This is a genomic window from Streptomyces fodineus (genome assembly GCF_001735805.1).
In the GTDB taxonomy this organism is placed as follows: Bacteria; Actinomycetota; Actinomycetes; order Streptomycetales; family Streptomycetaceae; genus Streptomyces; species Streptomyces fodineus.
On sequence record NZ_CP017248.1, the window covers coordinates 2,537,784 to 2,557,099 of the forward strand.

Below are 19,316 nucleotides of genomic sequence, written 5' to 3' on the forward strand. Positions count from 1 at the left end.
ACCCAACCCCCTAGGGGGTTCCCTCATTGGGAGCCGAGGGTTCCGGGTCATAGCGTAAGGGGCGTGCCGCTCGCCCGGGCATACGGGGGTCGGTCCCGCGACCCCCGTGACCACCCCCACACCCGCGCGACCCCCCACCGGTGCAACCCCCACTGAGGAGACTCATGTTCGGGCTCAGACGTGCAAGACACACCGCCGCGACCCTGGTGGCCACCGCCACCGCCGCGGCGACCGCGCTGCTCGCCTCCCCCACGGCGAGCGCCGCCCCGCAGCCCATCGTCGGCGGTACGACCACGACGACGGCGGCGTACCCGTTCGTCATGCAGATCACCGACGCGTCCGGCAACCAGTTCTGCGGCGGCACCCTGGTGTCCGCGACGAAGGTCGTGACGGCCGCGCACTGCATGGCGGGCGAGTCCGCCGGCAATGTCCGGGTGGTCGGCGGCCGGACCTACCTCAACGGCACCGACGGCACGGTCAGCAAGGTCAGCAAGATCTGGGTCGACCCCGGCTACACGGACGCCACCAACGGCGACGACGTGGCCGTGCTGACCCTGGAGACGTCGATGCCGTACACCCCGGTGTCGTACGTCTCCTCCTCCCAGACGAGCGTGTACGCGGCCGGCACCACGGCCCGGATCCTCGGCTGGGGGACCACCTCGGAGAACGGCAGCTCCTCCAACCAGCTGCGGACCGCGACCGTCCCGGTCGTGTCCGACTCCAGCTGCAAGAGCTCCTACGGTTCGGACTTCGTCCAGTCCGACATGGTATGCGCCGGACTCACCACCGGCGGCGTAGACACCTGCCAGGGCGACAGCGGCGGTCCCCTGCTCATCGGGGGCGTCCTGGCAGGGATCACTTCCTGGGGCGAGGGATGCGCGGAGGCCGGTTACCCGGGTGTGTACACCCGGCTGACCACCTTCTCGGACCTCGTGACCGCGCAGGTCACCTCGTGACCCGGAAGACCTCCCGAGCACCCCTCGGGTAGATGCCAGGGGGGCGCTGCGAGCCACCACGAGCGGCCCGCAGCGCCCCCCTCTCCAAGGCTGGACTCACGGTCGTACGACCGTCCCGAAGCGGATGTCGTACGACGTGTCCGGGTGCAGGACGCCGAGCATCCGCTCCCCCTCCGCGGTGACCTCGTCCCGCTGGGCCCGGGTCAGCTCGGTGAAGGGTTCGACGACGAGGGCGCCGGTGTCGAGTTTCCACAGGCCGGCCAGGAAGCCGTCGACCAGCAGGGTGCGGTAGGCCTGGTTGCCCCGCCAGTGCCGGCCCCGGTGTTCGGGCGGTACGACGCGGCTGCGGTCGGCGTGGGAGAGCAGCAGGTTGTCGAACTCGGGCAGGAAGCGGGGCGGGGCCGGGGTGGCCGGGTCGGGACGCGGGGCGTCGGGGAGGTCGAACAGCTCGGTGCCGCTCGGGTCCCGGAAGGTCAGCAGCCGCGGGCGCAGCTTCTCGAAGGCGTCCCGCAGCCGGGTGAGTCCGGCCCAGGTCTGCATGTCCTTGACGGAGGCGGGGCCGAACGCGGCGAGGTAGCGCAGGACGACGGACTCCGGTGCGGGAGCCTGCCCGGACGAGCGGCCGAGCCAGTTCTCGGCGGTGGTGAGGGCGACCTGGCCGCTGCGGTCCCACAGTCCGCGCGGAGTGACCTGGACCAGCGGCAGTGTGCAGCGGGCGGCGAGGGCGAGGGCCTGCGGGTCGGCGTCCGGCCACCGGGCGCTCAGCGCCTGCCGGAGCTGGGCCATGGTCCGCGGCTCGGCCTCGACCAGCTCGCGGGCCAGGGCGGCGAGCCGGTCCAGGTCCACGCCGGCGAGCCCCTTGCGGAAGGTGCCGAGCTCCCGTTCCCGGGCCGGCTGGACGAGGGGCCGCAGGGTGAGGCAGTCGTCGGCGGTGTGGGTGTGGATCGTGGAGCGCAAGGTGACCATCCGGGCGACCTCGCGGCCGGCCATCAGCGCGGACAGCCGCTCCGGTGCGCAGCCGTCGAGGCGGGCGGCGAGCGCGTAGTACGGCGGCCGGACGTTCTGCGCCTGGAGACCGAGCAGGTGCGCCACGGCATCCCGTGGGGACAGCGCCGAGCGGCGCAGCAGCAGCTGCCGCTCGAGGGTGGCGCGGTTGAGGGCACGGACGTCCAGGACGGGGGCCTTCGTCGCACTGCTCTTCGTCATGCCCGCACGCTAACCGGAGTTGCGGACACCTTCTGTCCGCGTCTCTCACCCGACCCCGCACCGCGGCACGACCCGCTCGCGGCGGCCCGCGGATATCCTTTTCTTTCTCCTGTCCCCGCCGCATGACCAGGTGGACGCAGGCTCGACGGAGAGGCGGCCGATGTCCGAGCGAGCAAACGGCAGGAACGGCGGGCGCAGGTCCGTCTGGCGCCGCACCCCCGCCCCGCCCCAGCCCCCCGCCGCCGAGACGCCCGCGACCGCCCCGGCGGACGGCACCGAGCCGCCCAGCATCGTCCAGGCGGCGCTGTACCGCGACGGCGTCCGCGTCTCCTCCCCCGCCACGCTCGCCGAGACCTACCGCGCGCTGCGCGAGCAGCACTCGGGCATGGCCTGGATCGGCCTGGCCCGGCCCAGCGGGGCCGATCTGCACTCGCTGGCCGCCGAGTTCGACCTGCACCCCCTCGCCGTCGAGGACGCCATGGAGGCGCACCAGCGGCCCAAGCTGGAGCGGTACGGCAAGACCCTGTTCGTCGTGCTGCGCGCCGCCCGATATCTGGACGCGCCGGAGGAGGTCGACTTCGGCGAGCTGCATGTGTTCGTGGGCCCGGACTTCGTCATCACGGTCCGGCACGGCGCGGCGCCGGACCTGTCGGCGGTCCGCCGCCGCATGGAGGACTCCCCCGAGCTGCTGGGGCTCGGACCGGAGGCGGTCCTGTACGCGATCCTCGACGCGGTCGTGGACGGTTACGCGCCGGTGGTCTCCGGCGTCCAGAACGACATCGACGAGATCGAGACCGAGGTGTTCCGCGGCGACCCCGAGGTCTCCCGCCGTATCTACGAACTCTCCCGGGAAATGGTGGAGTTCCAGCGTGCAACGCGTCCGCTCGTCGGCATGCTGCACGCGCTGATGGCCGGCTTCGCCAAGTACGAGACCGACGAGGAACTCCAGCGCTATCTGCGTGACGTCGCCGACCACGTCACCCACATCAGCGAGCGCGTCGACGGCTTCCGCCAGGCCCTCACCGAGATCCTCACGGTCAACGCCACCTTGGTCACCCAGCAGCAGAACGCGGAGATGCGGGCGCTGGCGGAGGCGGGCTTCGAGCAGAACGAGGAGGTCAAGAAGATCTCCTCCTGGGCGGCCATCCTCTTCGCCCCGACCCTCGTCGGCACGATCTACGGCATGAACTTCGACCGCATGCCGGAGCTGCACTGGTTCTTCGGCCACCCGTTCGCGATCGGTCTGATGGGCGTGGTCTGTCTGACGCTGTACCTCGTCTTCAAGAGACGGGACTGGCTCTGAGCCGGCGGAGCGCCTCAGGTTCCGTGCAGGGCGGCGAGTACGTCCTTGTCACTGAGCTGTTCGAAGTCCTGGTACCACTGGCCCACGGCGGTGAAGCCGGGCGGCCGGTGCGGGCAGAGGATCATGTCGGCCTCGGTGGCGAGCTGGTCCACGGAGTCCGGGGCGCCGACGGGGACGGCGAGGACGAGGCGGGCGGGAGCGCGGCGCCGGATGTGGCGCAGGGCGGCGCGGGCGGTGGCGCCGGTGGCGAGACCGTCGTCGACGACGATCACCGTGCGGCCCGCCGGGTCCGGTGCCGGGCGGTCGCCGCGGTAGCGCTCCTCGCGGCGGCGCAGTTCCCGCCGCTCGCGTTCGACCACCGGGGCCATGGATTCCTCGGTCAGGCCGAGCCGGGCCAGGGTGTCGGTGTCGAAGAGGGGTGGGTCGTCCGCGGCGAGCGCGCCGACGGCGAACTCCTGGTGGTGCGGGGCGCCGATCTTGCGGACGACGAGCACGTCGAGCGGGGCGTCGAGGGCGCGGGCGACGGGCTCGGCGACGGCGATGCCGCCGCGCGGCAGGGCGAGGACGAGGGGATCGTCGAGGGCCCCCTGGTCGCGCAGGTCGGTCAGTAGTCCGGCGAGTTCCCGTCCGGCCTCGGCACGGTTCCGGAAGAACATGGTTCGTCCTCCTCCGCGGAGCCTCTCCTTCCATGGTGCTCCCCGTCGGGGCATTCCTCAGGCATTCGAGCCCCCACCTATACACTGAATGTATAGTCACCGCATGGCTCATGCGACCGACAAGATCCCGACGCCCGAGCACGCGAGCAGGAAGACGCGCGACACCGCCCGTAGGTTGCGTCCGGCCGCGCTCGCGTCGGCCGCCCTCGGTCTGGCGCTCACGCTGTCCGGCTGCGCCCAGGTGGACACCACCGCACCGAGCGCGGTGCGGGCCGGGGCGGCGCACGGGGCACCGGCGAAGTTCGGGACCGCCGACTGCCGCGAGGCCAAGTGCATCGCCCTCACCTTCGACGCGGGGCCCAGCGAGAACTCGGCGCGGCTGCTCGACATCCTGAAGCAGAAGAAGGTGCCGGCCACCTTCTTCCTGCTCGGCAAGAACCACATCGAGAAGTACCCGCAGCTGGTCAAGCGGATGGCCGCCGAGGGCCACGAGGTCGCGAGCCACACCTGGGACCACAAGATCCTCACGCGGATCTCGGACGCGCAGATACGCGAGGAACTGAAGCGGCCAAACGACGCGATCGAGCGGCTCACCGGGCACAAGCCGACACTGATGCGCCCGCCGCAGGGCCGTACGGACACCAATGTGCACAAGATCGCCAAGGAGCTGGGCCTGGCGGAGGTGCTGTGGAGCGTGACCGCCAAGGACTACACGACCAACGACTCGGCGCTCATCACCAAGCGCGTCCTCGACCAGGCGTCCCGGGACGGGATCATCCTGCTGCACGACATCTACCCGGGCACCGTGCCCGCCGTACCCGGCATCATCGACGCCCTGAAGGCACGCGGATACGTCTTCGTGACGGTTCCTCAGCTGCTCGCGCCCGGCACGGCGGAGCCGGGCAAGGTGTACCGTCCGTGAGAGGGATCCGTGGGTGAACGCGCAGGTGACCGGCGTTCATTGCCTACGATCGTGCCGTGCCCACCTTCTCCTTCACACGTACGGCCCCGCTCGCCCTGGACGAGGCATGGCGCCGGCTCACGCAGTGGCCCCGCCACGCCGACGTGGTCCCGTTGACCCGGATCAGGGTGCTCACGCCCCCGCCGACCCGGGAGGGCACGCGCTTGGTGGCCCGCTCCGGCATCGGGCCGTTCGCCTTCGACGACCTGATGGAGGTCACCGTCTGGCGCCCGCCGGCCGACGGCGAAGCCGGGCTGTGCCGTCTGGAGAAGCGCGGCCGGGTGGTCCTCGGCTGGGCGGAGATCGAGGTGCGGCCGGGGCCGGGCGGCCGTAGCCGGGTGGTGTGGCGCGAGGAGCTGCGGATCCGCTTCCTGCCCCGCGCCTTCGACGGCGTACTGCGCCGCACGGCACGTACGGTGTTCGGCCGCGCCGTGAACCGGCTGCTCCGGCAGGGCTGAGCGCCCGCAAAGGGCGCCGGGCCGTGTCCGTATGCGGCTCCGCAGCGCGGGCCCGACCAGCCAGGACAGTGCCGCGGAGGCAGACGCCGGCCGACCGCGCACGGCACCCCGTGGAGCGCTCAGTCCTTGCGCCCCGTCACCGCCACCGTCACACCGAGCCCGATCATGGTCAGCCCGCCGATCCCGCCGACGGCGGCAAGTCGCCGGGGCGAGCGGGCGAACCAGTCCCGGGCGGCCGAGGCCCCGAGCCCCCACAGGCTGTCGGAGGCCACCGCTATGGCGTTGAAGACCAGGCCGAGCAGCAGCATCTGCACCGGCACATGGCCCTGCTCGCGGTCCACGAACTGGGGCAGGACGGCGGCGAAGAACACCATCGTCTTGGGGTTGGCCACGCCGACCGCGAAGCCCTCCCAGAGGGTGCGCATGCCGCCGTGGGCCGGCCCGGACTCCGTGAACGCCGCCCGCAGGGAGCCGCGCTGCCGCCAGGCCTTGATCCCGAGGTACACGAGGTAGGCGGCGCCGGCGAGCTTCAGCGCGGTGAAGACGAACACCGAGCGCTCCACGATCGAGCCGATGCCGAGCGCCACGGCCGCCACGAGCGCGTAGGCGCCGAGCGTGTTGCCGAGGACGGTGGTCAGCGCGGCGCGCCGCCCGTGCGCCAGGGCCCGCCCGACGACGAAGAGCACGCTCGGGCCGGGGATCACGATCAGCAGGAGGGACAGCACGGCGAAGGCCGTCAACCGGTCGGTGGGCACCATGCCCTCATGCAATACGGGAGCCTCGGCGCCCGGCAATCCGTTTTCCCCGCGGGATCTCCCCGGACGCCGTGCGGGACGGCCGCAGGGAGATCAGGCCACGGAGCCGATGAGATCCACAGGTGCCGGGTTCGCGTCACGGTGAATCGGCGTGTGCGCACCGGTCAGCGACACACCCGAGCCGCCCCGCCGGCCCGCCACGATCTCCGAGGCGATGGACAGGGCCGTCTCCTCGGGCGTACGGGCGCCGAGGTCGAGGCCGATCGGGGAGCGCAGGCGGGCGAGTTCGAGGTCGGTGACGCCGACCTCGCGCAGGCGCTTGTTGCGGTCCTCGTGGGTGCGGCGGGAGCCCATCGCGCCGACGTAGGCGACCGGCAGGCGCAGCGCAAGCTTCAGCAGGGGGACGTCGAACTTGGCGTCATGGGTGAGGACGCACAGGACGGTACGGCCGTCGGTCTCCGTGCGCTCCAGGTACATGTGGGGCCACTCGACGACGATCTCGTCGGCGTCGGGGAAACGGGTCTTCGTGGCGAAGACGGGGCGCGCGTCGCACACGGTCACGTGGTAGCCGAGGAACTTGCCCATGCGGACCAGTGCGGACGCGAAGTCGATGGCACCGAAGACGATCATGCGGGGGGCGGGGACGGAGGACTCGACGAGGAGGGTCAGCGGTTCGCCGCAACGCGAGCCCGACGCACCGATCCGCAGGGTGCCGGTCCGGCCGGCGTCCAGCATGGCGCGGGCCTCTTCGGCCGCGGTGCGGTCCAGCTCGGGGTGGCCCCCGAAACCGCCCTCGTACGAACCGTCGGAACGGACGAGGACGGCACGACCCATCAGGTCCGCCGGGCCCTGAGTGATCCGCGCGACCGCCGCCGCCTCCCCACGGGCGGCGGCGGCCAGCGCGTCGGCGACCACCGGCCGGGCGGGACCGTCCGCCCGGACCGGTGTGACGAGGATGTCGATGATGCCGCCACAGGTCAGGCCGACGGCGAAGGCATCCTCGTCGCTGTACCCGAAGCGCTCCAGGACGCTCTCGCCGTCCTCGAGCGCCTGCCGGCACAGCTCGTACACGGCGCCCTCCACGCATCCGCCGGAGACCGAACCGATGGCCGTGCCCTCGCTGTCGACGGCGAGCGCGGCGCCGGGCTGGCGCGGTGCGCTGCCGCCGACGGCCACCACGGTGGCGACGGCGAAGTCACGTCCCTGCTCGACCCACCGGTTCAGCTCGTCGGCGATGTCCAGCATGTTCGGCCTCCTGGTCGGGTCATGGGGATGCGGGGAGGGCCGCGGGCGTCAGTGGACGCCCAGCAGGGCCCGGATGGGATGCAGGGAGAAGTAGACGAGGAAGAGCACCGTCAGGCCCCACATGAAGCCGCCGATCTCCCGCCACTTGCCCTGGGCGATCTTGATGACCACGTAGGCGATCACACCGGCGGCGACACCGGGGGTGATCGAGTAGGTGAACGGCATGATCACGACGGTCAGGAAGACCGGGATCGCCACGGAGCGGTCGGCCCAGTCCACGTGACGGGCGTTCATCATCATCATCGCGCCGATGGTGACGAGGGCGGCCGAGGCCACCTCGCGCGGCACGATCGCGGTGATCGGGGTGAAGAAGAGGCACAGGGCGAAGAACCCACCGGTGATCACCGATGACAGTCCGGTACGGGCGCCCTCACCGACGCCGGTCGCGGACTCGACGAACACGGACTGACCGGAGCCGCCCACGACACCGCCGACGACGCCGCCGGCACCGTCGATGAACAGCGCCTTGGACAGGCCCGGCATACGGCCCCGGGAGTCGGCGAGGTTGGCCTCGGTACCGATGCCGATGATGGTGGCCATCGCGTCGAAGAAGCCGGCGAGCACCAGAGTGAAGACGATCATGGTGACCGTCATGTAGCCGACGTCGCCCAGGCCGCTGAAGGACACCTTGCCGATGAGCGAGAAGTCCGGCATGGACACGGCGCTGCCGTGCAGTGCGGGGCCCTCGCCGTTGGCCCAGCCCTTGTCGCCGACGAGGCCGAGCGCGTTGACGATCACCGCGAGAACGGTGCCGGTGACGATGCCGATGAGGATCGCGCCCGGAACGTTCCGGGACTGCAGCGCGAAGATCAGCAGGAGCGTGACCGCGAAGAGCAGGACGGGCCAGCCGGCGAGCTCACCGGCGTTGCCCAGGGTGACCGGGGTCGCGGTGCCGGCGTGCACGAACCCGGCCTTGACCAGGCCGATGAAAGCGATGAACAGACCGATGCCCATGGTGATGCCGTGCTTGAGCGGCAGCGGGATCGCGTTCATGATCATCTCACGGAGGCCGGTGACCACCAGAAGCATGATCACGGTGCCGTAGGCGATGCACATGCCCAGACCCTGAGCCCATGTCAGGGTCTTGGTTCCCATGACCAGACCGGCCAGCACCCCGGAGACGGAGAGTCCGGCGGCCATGGCGAGCGGCACCTTGCCGATCCAGCCCATGAGGAGGGTGGTGGCCGCCGCACCGAGGGCGGTGGCCGTGATGAGGGCTTTCTGGCTCAGCGAGTCGCCGGACCTGTCCGCGCCACTGAGGATCACGGGGTTGAGCAGAAGGATGTACGCCATCGCCATGAAGGTGGTGACGCCGCCGCGGACCTCGGTCGCGATGGAGGATCCTCGTTCGGATATGTGGAAGTACCGGTCGAGCCACGACCTGCCGGCCGGCGGACGCGAACCCGCGCCCGCGTCTTCGGCGGTGTTCGTGGGCTCCACAGACTGCTGGGTCATGGGGCCATCTCCCAAGGTTCAAAGGGGCACCCGTACAACCGCCCTGACGGTCACGGGATTTGGGAATGGACGACCCGGGGGACGGCCCGAGACGAACAAATTTCCTGGTGCTTCGGGGACCGCGAGCGGTGCGGAACTCGAAGAGGGTTCCTCCGGACGGCGCGGCGGAGTGTGTGACGTTCCCTGCGCCGCCCGGAGAGCTGTGGGGTTGTTACGCGGTTCCCGTGAGGTGCTCGGGCCGCACCGGGGTGCGGTTGAGCTCCAGCCCGGTCGCGTTCCGGATGGCCGCGAGGACGGCCGGGGTGGACGACAGGGTCGGGGCTTCGCCGATGCCGCGCAGCCCGTACGGGGCGTGGTCGTCGGCGAGTTCGAGCACGTCGACCGGGATGGTCGGCGTGTCGAGAATCGTGGGGATCAGGTAGTCCGTGAAGGAGGGGTTCCTGACCTTGGCGGTCTTGGGATCGACGATGATCTCCTCCATCACCGCCACGCCCAGGCCCTGGGTCGTACCGCCCTGGATCTGGCCGATGACGGAGAGCGGGTTGAGCGCCTTGCCGACGTCCTGGGCGCAGGCCAGCTCGATGACCTTGACCAGGCCGAGCTCGGTGTCGACCTCGACGACCGCGCGGTGCGCGGCGAAGGAGTACTGGACGTGGCCGTTGCCCTGGCCGGTGCGCAGGTCGAAGGCCTCGGTCGGCCGGTGCCGCCACTCCGCCTCGATCTCCACGGTCTCGCCCTCCAGGACGTCGACCAGGTCGCCGAGGACCTCGCCGCCGTCGGTGACGACCTTGCCGCCCTCCAGCAGGAGTTCGGCGGTGGCCCAGGCCGGGTGGTAGGAGCCGAACTTGCGCCGGCCGATCTCCAGGACCTTCTCGCGGACCAGCTCGCAGGCGTTCTTCACGGCGCCGCCGGTGACGTACGTCTGCCGGGAGGCCGAGGTCGAACCGGCGCTGCCCACCTGGGTGTCGGCCGGGTGGATGGTCACCTGGGTGACGCCGAGCTCGGTGCGGGCGATCTGCGCGTGGACGGTGACACCGCCCTGGCCGACCTCCGCCATCGCGGTGTGCACGGTGGCCACGGGCTCCCCGCCTATGACCTCCATGCGCACCTTGGCGGTGGAGTAGTCGTCGAAGCCCTCGGAGAAGCCGACGTTCTTGATGCCGACCGCGTAGCCGACACCGCGTACGACGCCTTCGCCGTGCGTGGTGTTGGACAGACCGCCGGGCAGCTGCCGCACGTCGGCGCCCTCACTGGACTCCCACTGGCGCTCCGGCGGCAGCGGCATCGCCTTGATGCGGCGCAGCAGTTCGGCAACGGGCGCCGGGGAGTCGACCGGCTGCCCGGTCGGCATGATGGTGCCCTGCTCCATCGCGTTGAGCTGCCGGAACTCCACCGGGTCCATGCCCAGCTTCTGCGCCAGCCTGTCCATCTGCGCCTCGTAGGCGAAGCACGCCTGGACCGCGCCGAAGCCGCGCATGGCGCCGCAGGGCGGGTTGTTGGTGTAGAGGGCGATGGCCTCGATGTCGACGTCGTCGATCACGTACGGGCCGACCGACAGGGAGGAGGCGTTTCCCACGACCGCCGGGGAGGCGGAGGCGTAGGCGCCGCCGTCCAGGACGATCTTGCACTTCATGTGCGTGAGCTTGCCGTCCTTGGTGGCGCCGTGCTCGTAGTAGAGCTTCGCCGGGTGGCGGTGGACGTGCCCGAAGAAGGACTCGAACCGGTTGTAGACGATCTTGACGGGCTTGCCGGTGCGCAGCGCCAGCAGGCAGGCGTGGATCTGCATCGACAGGTCCTCGCGGCCGCCGAACGCGCCGCCGACGCCGGCCAGCGTCATGCGCACCTTGTCCTCGGGCAGGCCGAGGACGGGCGCGATCTGGCGCAGGTCGGAGTGGAGCCACTGGGTGGCGACGTAGAGGTGGACGCCGCCGTCCTCCTCGGGCACGGCGAGGCCGGACTCGGGACCGAGGAAGGCCTGGTCCTGCATGCCGAAGGTGTACTCGCCCTTGACGATGACATCGGCCCGCCGGGCGGCCTCGTCCGCGTTGCCGCGGATGATCGGCTGGCGGTGGACGATGTTCGGGTGCGGGACGTGCCCGGCGTGGTGGTCGTCGCGTCCCTCGTGGATCAGGATCGCGTCCGGCGCGGTGGCGGAGGCCTCGTCGGTGATGACGGGCAGCTCCTTGTACTCCACCTTGATCTTGGCGGCGGCGCGGCGGGCCGTCTCCGGGTGGTCGGCGGCGACGATCGCGACCGGCTCGCCGTGGTGGCGTACCTTGCCGTGCGCGAGGACCGGGGTGTCCTGGATCTCCAGGCCGTAGTTCTTCACCTCGGTGGGCAGGTCGTCGTACGTCAGGACCGCGTAGACACCCGGCGTGGCCAGGGCCTCGCCGGTGTCGATCGACACGATCTCGGCGTGCGCGACGGTGGAGCGCAGGATCTGGCCCCACAGCATGTCCTCGTGCCACATGTCGGACGAGTACGCGAACTCGCCGGTGACCTTGAGGGTGCCGTCCGGGCGGAGCGTGGACTCGCCGATGCCGCCCTTGGTCTGGGAACCCTGCGTGATCTTCGTAGGGGCGCCGTTGGTCGGCATCGTCAGACCTCCTCGGACTGGCGAGCGGCCGCCAGACGGACCGCGTCCATGATCTTCTCGTAGCCCGTGCAGCGGCACAGGTTGCCCGACAGCGCCTCGCGGATGTCCGCGTCGGACGGGTTCGGGTTGCGCTCCAGCAGTTCGTCGGAAGCGACGAGCAGACCCGGGGTGCAGAAGCCGCACTGGACGGCGCCCGCGTCGATGAACGCCTGCTGGATCGGGGAGAGTTCGGTGCCCTCGCCGGTCTGCGAGTCGGTGCCCTTGGCCTGCCTCCCCCAGGCTTCGCCCGGGGGGACCCCCAGCCGGGCGTCCTGGAGGGTCGTACCGCAGGCGCCGGTGGCGCAGCCGCCGTGCTCCTCGCGCTGCTTGGCGTAGTCGGCGAGGCCCTCGACGGTCACCACGTCGCGGCCCTCGACCTGGCCGGCCGCGACCAGGCAGGAACAGACGGGCACGCCGTCCAGGCGCACGGTGCAGGAGCCGCACTCGCCCTGCTCACAGGCGTTCTTGGAACCGGGCAGGCCGAGGCGCTCGCGCAGGACGTACAGCAGGGACTCGCCCTCCCAGACGTCGTCGGCCTCCTGCGGACGTCCGTTGACGGTGAAGTTGACGCGCATTACGCAGCTCCCTCGGTGGTGCGGTGGTTGCCGCGGTACGACTCCCAGGTCCAGGTGAGCGTCCGGCGGGCCATCACGCCGACCGCGTGGCGGCGGTAGCTCGCGGTGCCCCGGACGTCGTCGATCGGGTTGCAGGCGGCCGAGCACAGGTCGGCGAACTGCTTGGCGACCGACGGGGTGATGATCTTTCCGTTGTCCCAGAAACCGCCGTCTTCGAGCGCCGCGTTCAAGAACTCCTCGGCGGCCTTGGCCCGCACGGGCGTGGGCGCGGCCGAGCCGATGCCGGTCCGGACCGTACGGGTCTCGGGGTGCAGCGCGAGGCCGAAGGCGCACACGGCGATGACCATGGCGTTGCGGGTGCCGACCTTCGAGTACTGCTGCGGGCCGTCCGCCTTCTTCACATGCACGGCGCGGATCAGCTCGTCGGGCTGGAGCGCGTTGCGCTTGACGCCCGTGTAGAACGCGTCGATCGGGATGAGGCGGGTGCCGCGGGCCGCCGACTCCACCTCGACCTCGGCGCCGGCCGCGAGGAGGGCGGGGTGGGCGTCACCGGCGGGCGAGGCCGTGCCGAGGTTGCCGCCGACGCCGCCGCGGTTGCGGATCTGCGGGGAGGCGACCGTGTGCGAGGCGAGCGCCAGGCCCGGCAGCTCGGCACGGAGGTTCTGCATGATGTGCGTGTACGGGACGGAGGCGCCCAGCCGTACGCTCTCCTCGCCGACCTCCCACTCGTAGAGGTCGCCGATGCGGTTGAGGTCCAGCAGGTACTCGGGCCGGCGGTGGTCGAAGTTGATCTCGACCATCACATCGGTGCCACCCGCAATCGGCACAGCGGTGGGGTGCTCGGCCTTCGCGGCGAGCGCCTCCTCCCAGCTGGCGGGGCGAAGGAAGTCCATGACCGGCTCTCTTCATCGTCTCGTGGGTCGTACAAATTGAGCCAATCCGTGTGCGGCGGGCCCGGCTCGTTCATGTCCTGTTAACGCGGAGTGGACTCAGTACACCGCTCCGACTCCGGCGGGGTCAGTCACCGAAACCATGAAGGAGTTGGCTGGCCACGGCGGGCATCTTGTAGATTCGTATGAACGGAGGTCATCGGTAACCTCTCCGTTTTCCTGGGGAAACGCAGGAAACAGCGTGGAGACGCCGGGGAACGCCCCAGGCGTGCGAATCCGGGTGACTCCCCGGTCACCCTCCAAGATCCCATCGTAGGTTTCGAGACAAAGAACGGCGGCGACGAAATGCGGCTGCGCGCACTTCTGGACACCGATGCGCTGGGCCTGCGGCTGCTCGGCGGCGAGGACGAACTGGACCGGTCGGTGCGCGGGGTCATGACCACCGACCTGCGGGACCCGAGCCGCTACCTCTCCGGGGGCGAGCTGGTGCTGACCGGGCTGGCCTGGCGCCGGGACGCCGCCGATTCCGAGCCGTTCGTACGGACCCTGGTGCAGGCCGGGGTGGCGGCGCTCGCGGCCGGTGAGGCGGAGCTGGGCGACGTGCCGGACGACCTGGTACTCGCCTGCGCCAAGCACCGGCTGCCGCTGTTCGCGGTGCACGAGTCGGTGGCGTTCGCGACGATCACCGAGCACGTCGTACGGCAGGTCTCCAGCGAGCGCGCCGGGGACCTGGCGGCCGTGGTGGACCGGCACCGGCGGATGATGACCTCGGGCCCGGCGGGCGGCGGCCCGGACGTGGTCCTGGACCTGCTCGGCACCGACCTGGACCTGCGCGCCTGGGTGCTCGCGCCCACCGGCCGGCTGATCGCCGGCTCCAAGGTCGGGGGCCCGGCGCTGCCCGCGGAGACCTGTGCCAAGCTCGCCGCCGAGCACCTGGCGGCCACCCGCACCGGCCGGCGCGGCCCGCACCGCGTCCTGCTGGCCGGTGCGACGTACTCGCTGTTCCCGATCCGCTCCTCCGGCCGCTCCCCGCAGGCCGCCCGCGATGTGCGCGAGTCGGTGCTGTCGGACTGGCTGATGGCCGTCGAGGCGGACGCCGGCGACTGGCCCGAGGAGCGCCTGGACCTGCTGCAGGGCGTCACCCAGCTGATCGCGGTCGAGCGGGACCGCCGGGACGCGGCGCGCACGGTGCGGCGCCGGCTCGCCCAGGAGGTGCTGGAACTGGTCCAGACGGGTGCCGCGCCCGCCGAGATCGCGGCCCGTCTGCGCGTGGCCGCCCCGGTGCTGCTGCCCGGACTCGGCGCGGCCCCGCACTGGCAGGTCGTGGTGGCCCGTGTGGAGTGGGAGGGCGGCGACGTCGAGGGTGGCCCGGTCGCCCAGTCGCTCCTGGAGGAAGTGCTGGTCGATCCGCTGGCGACCGGCCCGGAGCCGTCCGACCGGATCGCCGTGGCGCACACCGGCGACGAGGCGATCGCCCTGGTCCCGCTGCCCGCGGTCACCGCCGAGCACGACGGCTCGGAGACCGGCCTGCTGGCCGACTCCCTGCTGCAGTCGGTGCGGGAGACGCTGTCGGCGGGCCTGAACGACGACGGCCGGCTCACCCTGGGCGTCAGCGCGGCCGTGCACTCGGCGGAGGGCCTGCGCGGCGCCCTGGAGGAGGCGAGACACGCCCGCCGGGTGGCCGCCGCCCGACCGGGCCGGGTCTGCGCGGCCGGGCACCAGGAGCTGGCGTCGCACGTCCTGCTGCTGCCCTTCGTCCCCGACGACGTCCGCCGCGCCTTCACGGCCCGCCTGCTGGACCCGCTGACCGACTACGACCGCCGCCACCGGGCCGAGCTGATCCCGACCCTGGAGGCGTTCCTCGACTGCGACGGCTCCTGGACGCGCTGCGCCACCCGGCTCCACCTGCACGTCAACACACTGCGCTACCGGGTGGGCCGGATCGAGCAGTTGACGGGACGTGACCTCTCGCGCCTGGAGGACAAGCTGGACTTCTTCCTGGCCCTGCGCATGAGCTGAGGTCAGCGGGGGCGCGCAAGGGCGAAACCCGGTCACGCCCGCACCCCACTACTTTGTGAAATCTTTCACCCACCCCCTTGGCCCGGCCGGGCGATCGGTGCTGGAATGCCGCCACCACTCAACAGCTCGATGGCGTGCTCGGGGAGGGCAACGTGGCGCACACCGCCATGTCTGGTAACGGAACGAACGCCGGTGACGATCCGCTCCAGACCGCGGTATGGCGCTTGCGCTCGCGGGCCTGCTGGGCGGACGCGGCGGCCCTGCTGCCGCCCGACACGCCCCAGGCGGCCCTGCAGCGGGCCGCGCTGCTGGTCGAGCGGTGCCTGTACACCGAGCGGGGCTGGCAGGACGCGGAGGACGCCCTGCGCACGGCGGAGGCGCTCGCGCACAGCGACGAGGAGCGGGGGGCCGCCGCCTGCGAACGCGGCCAACTCGCCTACACCGCGACCCTGCACGGGGTGCGGGATCGCGCGGACGAGGCACGGGCCGCGCTGGGGCGCGCGGCGGCGCTGGTCCCTCCGGGGTCGCCGGACCGGGCGCTGCTGGACTTCCGCCGGGGCCTGATCGCCGAGAACCTGACCCTTTCCCCGCAGGCGGCGCGGGCCGCGTACCGCCGGGCCCACGCGGGCGCCGCCGCGCACGCCGACCCGCTCCTGCTGTCCTTCACCTGGCGCCATCTTGCCGGACTCGCCCTGCGGGACGGGGAGTTGGCGGAGGCCCGGCACGGCTTCGCCGAATCCCTGCGGATCCGCGAGGAGTTGGGCTACCTGGTGGGTACGGCGCCTGCGCTGGCCTCGCTGGCCGACGCGGAGACCGAGCCCGAGGCCTCGCGGCTGCGGGAGGAGGCACGGCGCTTGTTCCGGCTGCTCGGAGGGGTACCGACCTGGCTGGCCCGACAGTTGGCTCCGCCGGCTCCGGGGGTGGCGACCGCCTGAGCGCGGACTGAGAGGGAACTGATAGTTTCCCGTGCCAGGCTGGCGCGCCCCGACACCCCCCTGGAGAGCGCCCCGATGAGCCTCGTCAACGGTCTGCCCGCCCATGTGCTGCTGGTCCACATCGTCGTCGTGCTGGTCCCGCTGACCGCCCTCGCCCTGGTGACCGGCGCGCTGTGGCCGCGCGCCGCCCGCCGCCTGGGCATCCTGCTGCCCTCCCTCGCTCTCGTCGCCCTGGCCAGCGTGCCGCTGACGACGCAGGCGGGCGAGTGGCTGGAGCGGCACGTGCAGAGCGACGCCCTCGTGCGCCGGCACACCGAGCTGGGCGACGGGCTGCTGCCGTGGGCGCTGGGCCTGTTCGTGCTGGCGGCCCTCGTGTGGTGGGCGGCACGGCGCGGTGCCGTGGAGACGGGGCGGGCAGGCGGCCTGCGCTGGTCGGCCCTGCCCGTGCGGATCATCGTGGCCGCGCTCTCGGTGGCCGTCGCGGCGGGTGCGGTGGTGGACGTGTACCGCATCGGCGACTCGGGGGCGAAGGCGGCGTGGCACGACAGCTTCTCGAAGACGGCGAGCGGCTCGGACGGCGGCTCCTGACTCGGGTGGCGTGGGCAGGCCGCGCAGCGCACCCCCCAGGGCGGCTCCTGATCCGGGTGGCTGAGGAATCTCGCCGGCTGCGGGTGCGTGGGCGGCTGGTCGCGCAGTTCCCCGCGTCCCTTGGGAGCTGCAGCGCCGGCGCCTTCCGGGCGCCGCCGTTGCCGTACCCGTCGTAGCTGCGGGCAGTCGCCACCCCCCGGTCGGCGCCGGCGCGGGGCGAGTGCTCAGTGGGACCCGGCGAAGTGTTCCGTCACCAAGCCCCGCACCACATCCAGTTCCCCGGCGATCAGCGCCTCCAGCAGGGCCGTGTGTTCCGCCGCGTCCGCCACGAGGTCGGCCCGGCCGTGCCGGACGGGGCCGCCGACGAGCGGCCACTGCGAGCGCCGGTGCAGGTCGGACGCGATGCCGACCAGCTGCTCATTGCCCGCCAGGGCGAGCAGTGCGGCATGGAAGGCCCGGTCGGACTCCGCGTACGTCGCCGGACAGCCGGAGGCGGCCGCGCGGACCGTCTCCTCCGCCAGCGGTCGCAGTTCCGCCCACCGCTCGCCCGGCACGGTCCGGGCGAGCCGCAGCATCACCGGCACCTCGATGAGCGCCCGCACCTCCGCCAGCTCGGCCAGCTCCCGCGCCCCCCGCCGTACGACGCGGAAGCCGCGGTTGGGTACGACCTCGACGGCACCCTCCAGGGCGAGCTGCTGCATGGCCTCCCGCACGGGTGTGGCCGAGACACCGAACCGTTCGCCGAGCACCGGCGCAGAGTAGACCTCGCCCGGCTTCAGCTCCCCCGTCACCAGGGCCGTACGCAGCGCGTCCAGGATCTGCCCGCGCACCGAGGACCGCTGCACCGCGGGCCGCGGCCCGGGAATCGGCCGCTCACTGTGCGTGTGCTCGCCGCGCGCGGCGGGCACGGTCGCATCCCGCTCGCGCAGGCCGTCGAGGCCGTCCGCCGCGCGCGCCTGCCCGCGCGCCTGCGCGGGCACCCGGTCGCCGCCGGGCGTCCGGGGCTCCGGTGTCCCCGCACCGGCGGAGCCCTGCACGCTCTGCTTCACGGGTCCCTCCTGGCGGCTTGTCGGCACTTGGGTCATTAACGACGGGTTGTCACTTGTCCGTCAAGCACCTTAGGCGCCCGACGGTGTAGTTCAAATTCGCCCGAAAGCAAGTAAGGCTAGCCTTGCCTATACAAACCGCACGGTCCGCGTCCACTAAGATCATCGTCGGCACGACCGTCCGCACACGGACGGGGCCCTGACAGCGGATTCACACCTTCCCCACCCGTCACGGGAACTTTCCGCGGAACCACCCGTGCGGGTAGTCTTATTCGAACTCAACTCCCGCCCCTCAAGCGGCAGTTCGAGCAGAACGCCGCCCTGGGCATTCCCTTGCACTTCCTTGGCGGCCTCTTGCCCCGAAACCCCCTGAGGGCCGTCGGGAGTGGGCCACTATGGCGGGCGTTACGCCCTATCCCAATGCAAGGGACCCCTGATGAGACTGACCGACATATCGCTGAACTGGTTGCTTCCGGGCGCCGTACTGCTCCTGGGCATGCTGGCGGCGGTGGCGGTGCTCGCGCGCGGCAAGCGCTCCTCCGGGGAGAGCGCGAGCGCCGACGACTCGTGGGAGCGCAGCGAGGAGCGCCGCAGACGCAAGGAGGCCATCTACGGCACGGCCTCCTATGTGCTTCTGTTCTGCTGTGCGGCGGTCGCCGCCGCCCTGTCCTTCCACGGCCTCGTCGGCTTCGGCGAACAGAACCTGGGGCTGACCGACGGCTGGCAGTACCTGGTGCCGTTCGGCCTGGACGGCGCGGCGATGTTCTGCTCCGTCCTCGCGGTGCGCGAGGCCAGTCACGGTGACGCCGCCCTCGGCTCCCGGATCCTCGTCTGGCTGTTCGCCGCGGCCGCGGCCTGGTTCAACTGGGTGCACGCGCCCCGGGGCGCCGGCCACGCGGGCGCCCCGCAGTTCTTCTCCGGCATGTCACTGTCGGCCGCCGTCCTGTTCGACCGGGCGCTGAAGCAGACCCGCCGGGCCGCGCTGCGCGAGCAGGGCCTGGTGCCGCGTCCGCTGCCGCAGATCCGCATCGTGCGCTGGCTGCGGGCCCCCCGCGAGACCTACAAGGCGTGGTCGCTGATGCTCCTGGAGGGCGTGCGCAGCCTGGACGAGGCGGTCGAGGAGGTCCGCGACGACAAGCGGCAGAAGGACGAGACGCGGCAGCGCCGGCGCGATCAGCAGCGCATCGAGCGCGCCCAGCTGAAGGCGATCAGCCGGGGCCACCGCGGCTTCGCCAACCGCGGCGGGCGGCAGGTCGAGGTCGAGGTGCAGGCGGTGGAACGTGGCCCCGCCCCGGCAACCGCGGAGCCTGCCATATCGACCGCGGAACAACTGCCCGTACGCGCCCGTCCCTCCCTGCAGCCGGTCCGCAGCGGGTCCGCTGAGCAGGTGACCGTCGACCTCACCGCGGAGGACGACACCATGGCCCTGCCGCGACTGGACTCCCTGGAGCGCAAGCTGAAGGACCTGGAGCAGCAGTTCGGCTAGGACCGCCGCTCATGACGGGGCCGGGGCGTGACCGCACGGGTCACGCCCCGGCCCGTTTCCCGCCCCGCAACTCCCCAGGCGGCCCGG

At 71.9% G+C, this 19,316-nt stretch carries 17 protein-coding genes; 8 read left to right on the forward strand and 9 right to left on the reverse strand.

Going from position 1 to position 19,316, the window contains the following annotated elements; all coding sequences use genetic code 11:
- Positions 1–164 precede the first annotated feature (164 nt).
- Complete coding sequence (locus BFF78_RS10255) at positions 165–956, forward strand: S1 family peptidase (RefSeq protein WP_069778010.1); 792 nt, start codon at positions 165–167, stop codon at positions 954–956.
- Between the two features lie 96 nt (positions 957–1,052).
- On the opposite strand, the gene BFF78_RS10260 is transcribed toward BFF78_RS10255, so the two are convergent.
- A complete protein-coding gene (locus BFF78_RS10260; protein WP_069778011.1) occupies positions 1,053–2,162 on the reverse strand; it encodes a winged helix DNA-binding domain-containing protein in 1,110 nt (369 codons plus the stop codon).
- Positions 2,163–2,322: 160 nt separating this feature from the next.
- Between BFF78_RS10260 and BFF78_RS10265 the strand changes: the two genes are divergently transcribed.
- The gene (locus BFF78_RS10265; protein ID WP_069778012.1) at positions 2,323–3,465 is read left to right on the forward strand and encodes a magnesium and cobalt transport protein CorA; all 1,143 of its coding nucleotides are present in this window, start codon (positions 2,323–2,325) and stop codon (positions 3,463–3,465) included.
- Between the two features lie 14 nt (positions 3,466–3,479).
- Here BFF78_RS10265 and BFF78_RS10270 read toward each other — a convergent pair whose 3' ends face one another.
- On the reverse strand, positions 3,480–4,121 hold the full coding sequence (locus BFF78_RS10270) for a phosphoribosyltransferase (protein ID WP_069778013.1): 642 nt from the start codon (positions 4,119–4,121) through the stop codon (positions 3,480–3,482).
- Positions 4,122–4,224: 103 nt separating this feature from the next.
- Between BFF78_RS10270 and BFF78_RS10275 the strand changes: the two genes are divergently transcribed.
- Together BFF78_RS10275 and BFF78_RS10280 are read left to right on the forward strand one after the other, a co-directional pair.
- Positions 4,225–5,043, forward strand: coding sequence for a polysaccharide deacetylase family protein (locus tag BFF78_RS10275; protein WP_069778014.1), 819 nt, complete (start codon positions 4,225–4,227; stop codon positions 5,041–5,043).
- Between the two features lie 56 nt (positions 5,044–5,099).
- Positions 5,100–5,540: an Immediate-early protein 2 gene (locus tag BFF78_RS10280; protein WP_069778015.1), complete on the forward strand. Its 441-nt coding sequence runs from the start codon at positions 5,100–5,102 to the stop codon at positions 5,538–5,540.
- Positions 5,541–5,659: 119 nt separating this feature from the next.
- Here BFF78_RS10280 and BFF78_RS10285 read toward each other — a convergent pair whose 3' ends face one another.
- The 6 genes from BFF78_RS10285 to BFF78_RS10310 all read right to left on the reverse strand — a co-directional run bounded on the left by BFF78_RS10285 (position 5,660) and on the right by BFF78_RS10310 (position 13,158).
- Positions 5,660–6,298, reverse strand: coding sequence for a LysE family translocator (locus BFF78_RS10285; protein ID WP_069778016.1), 639 nt, complete (start codon positions 6,296–6,298; stop codon positions 5,660–5,662).
- Between the two features lie 90 nt (positions 6,299–6,388).
- Entirely contained in the window at positions 6,389–7,540 is a 1,152-nt protein-coding gene (locus BFF78_RS10290; protein WP_069778017.1) for an XdhC family protein, read from the reverse strand.
- 48 nt (positions 7,541–7,588) lie between these two features.
- A complete protein-coding gene (locus BFF78_RS10295) occupies positions 7,589–9,055 on the reverse strand; it encodes an NCS2 family permease (protein WP_069778018.1) in 1,467 nt (488 codons plus the stop codon).
- Positions 9,056–9,266: 211 nt separating this feature from the next.
- Positions 9,267–11,651 (reverse strand): xanthine dehydrogenase family protein molybdopterin-binding subunit, encoded by a 2,385-nt coding sequence (locus BFF78_RS10300; RefSeq protein ID WP_069778019.1) that lies wholly within the window; start codon positions 11,649–11,651, stop codon positions 9,267–9,269.
- 2 nt (positions 11,652–11,653) lie between these two features.
- Positions 11,654–12,265, reverse strand: a complete 612-nt coding sequence (locus BFF78_RS10305; RefSeq protein WP_069778020.1) for a (2Fe-2S)-binding protein — start codon at positions 12,263–12,265, stop codon at positions 11,654–11,656.
- Positions 12,265–13,158 (reverse strand): FAD binding domain-containing protein, encoded by an 894-nt coding sequence (locus tag BFF78_RS10310; RefSeq protein ID WP_069778021.1) that lies wholly within the window; start codon positions 13,156–13,158, stop codon positions 12,265–12,267. The genes BFF78_RS10305 and BFF78_RS10310 overlap by 1 nt, the downstream gene beginning before the upstream one ends.
- A gap of 342 nt (positions 13,159–13,500) precedes the next feature.
- Here BFF78_RS10310 and BFF78_RS10315 point away from each other — a divergent pair, with 342 nt between their 5' ends.
- The 3 genes from BFF78_RS10315 (at position 13,501) to BFF78_RS10325 (ending at position 16,697) form a co-directional block, all read left to right on the forward strand.
- On the forward strand, positions 13,501–15,174 hold the full coding sequence (locus BFF78_RS10315) for a PucR family transcriptional regulator (RefSeq protein ID WP_069778022.1): 1,674 nt from the start codon (positions 13,501–13,503) through the stop codon (positions 15,172–15,174).
- A 167-nt stretch (positions 15,175–15,341) separates the two neighbouring features.
- On the forward strand, positions 15,342–16,109 hold the full coding sequence (locus BFF78_RS10320; protein ID WP_069783511.1) for a hypothetical protein: 768 nt from the start codon (positions 15,342–15,344) through the stop codon (positions 16,107–16,109).
- Between the two features lie 75 nt (positions 16,110–16,184).
- A complete protein-coding gene (locus BFF78_RS10325; RefSeq protein WP_069778023.1) occupies positions 16,185–16,697 on the forward strand; it encodes a DUF2231 domain-containing protein in 513 nt (170 codons plus the stop codon).
- Positions 16,698–16,921: 224 nt separating this feature from the next.
- Here the strand turns inward: BFF78_RS10325 and BFF78_RS10330 are convergent, their stop codons facing one another.
- Complete coding sequence (locus BFF78_RS10330; protein WP_069778024.1) at positions 16,922–17,746, reverse strand: GntR family transcriptional regulator; 825 nt, start codon at positions 17,744–17,746, stop codon at positions 16,922–16,924.
- 433 nt (positions 17,747–18,179) lie between these two features.
- Between BFF78_RS10330 and BFF78_RS10335 the strand changes: the two genes are divergently transcribed.
- The gene (locus BFF78_RS10335) at positions 18,180–19,229 is read left to right on the forward strand and encodes a DUF2637 domain-containing protein (RefSeq protein WP_069778025.1); all 1,050 of its coding nucleotides are present in this window, start codon (positions 18,180–18,182) and stop codon (positions 19,227–19,229) included.
- Positions 19,230–19,316 lie beyond the last annotated feature (87 nt).

Excerpts from the sequence above, each read along its gene's own strand:
- BFF78_RS10320 (WP_069783511.1), top strand. The coding sequence starts at position 15,342 with ATGTCTGGTAACGGAACGAACGCCGGTGACGATCCGCTCCAGACCGCG.
- BFF78_RS10265 (WP_069778012.1), top strand. The coding sequence starts at position 2,323 with ATGTCCGAGCGAGCAAACGGCAGGAACGGCGGGCGCAGGTCCGTCTGG.
- BFF78_RS10310 (WP_069778021.1), bottom strand. The coding sequence starts at position 13,158 with ATGGACTTCCTTCGCCCCGCCAGCTGGGAGGAGGCGCTCGCCGCGAAG.
- BFF78_RS10295 (WP_069778018.1), bottom strand. The coding sequence starts at position 9,055 with ATGACCCAGCAGTCTGTGGAGCCCACGAACACCGCCGAAGACGCGGGC.
- BFF78_RS10325 (WP_069778023.1), top strand. The coding sequence starts at position 16,185 with ATGAGCCTCGTCAACGGTCTGCCCGCCCATGTGCTGCTGGTCCACATC.
- BFF78_RS10255 (WP_069778010.1), top strand. The coding sequence starts at position 165 with ATGTTCGGGCTCAGACGTGCAAGACACACCGCCGCGACCCTGGTGGCC.
- BFF78_RS10305 (WP_069778020.1), bottom strand. The coding sequence starts at position 12,265 with ATGCGCGTCAACTTCACCGTCAACGGACGTCCGCAGGAGGCCGACGAC.
- BFF78_RS10275 (WP_069778014.1), top strand. The coding sequence starts at position 4,225 with ATGGCTCATGCGACCGACAAGATCCCGACGCCCGAGCACGCGAGCAGG.
- BFF78_RS10270 (WP_069778013.1), bottom strand. The coding sequence starts at position 4,121 with ATGTTCTTCCGGAACCGTGCCGAGGCCGGACGGGAACTCGCCGGACTA.
- BFF78_RS10315 (WP_069778022.1), top strand. The coding sequence starts at position 13,501 with ATGCGGCTGCGCGCACTTCTGGACACCGATGCGCTGGGCCTGCGGCTG.
- BFF78_RS10260 (WP_069778011.1), bottom strand. The coding sequence starts at position 2,162 with ATGACGAAGAGCAGTGCGACGAAGGCCCCCGTCCTGGACGTCCGTGCC.
- BFF78_RS10285 (WP_069778016.1), bottom strand. The coding sequence starts at position 6,298 with ATGGTGCCCACCGACCGGTTGACGGCCTTCGCCGTGCTGTCCCTCCTG.
- BFF78_RS10290 (WP_069778017.1), bottom strand. The coding sequence starts at position 7,540 with ATGCTGGACATCGCCGACGAGCTGAACCGGTGGGTCGAGCAGGGACGT.
- BFF78_RS10335 (WP_069778025.1), top strand. The coding sequence starts at position 18,180 with ATGAGACTGACCGACATATCGCTGAACTGGTTGCTTCCGGGCGCCGTA.
- BFF78_RS10300 (WP_069778019.1), bottom strand. The coding sequence starts at position 11,651 with ATGCCGACCAACGGCGCCCCTACGAAGATCACGCAGGGTTCCCAGACC.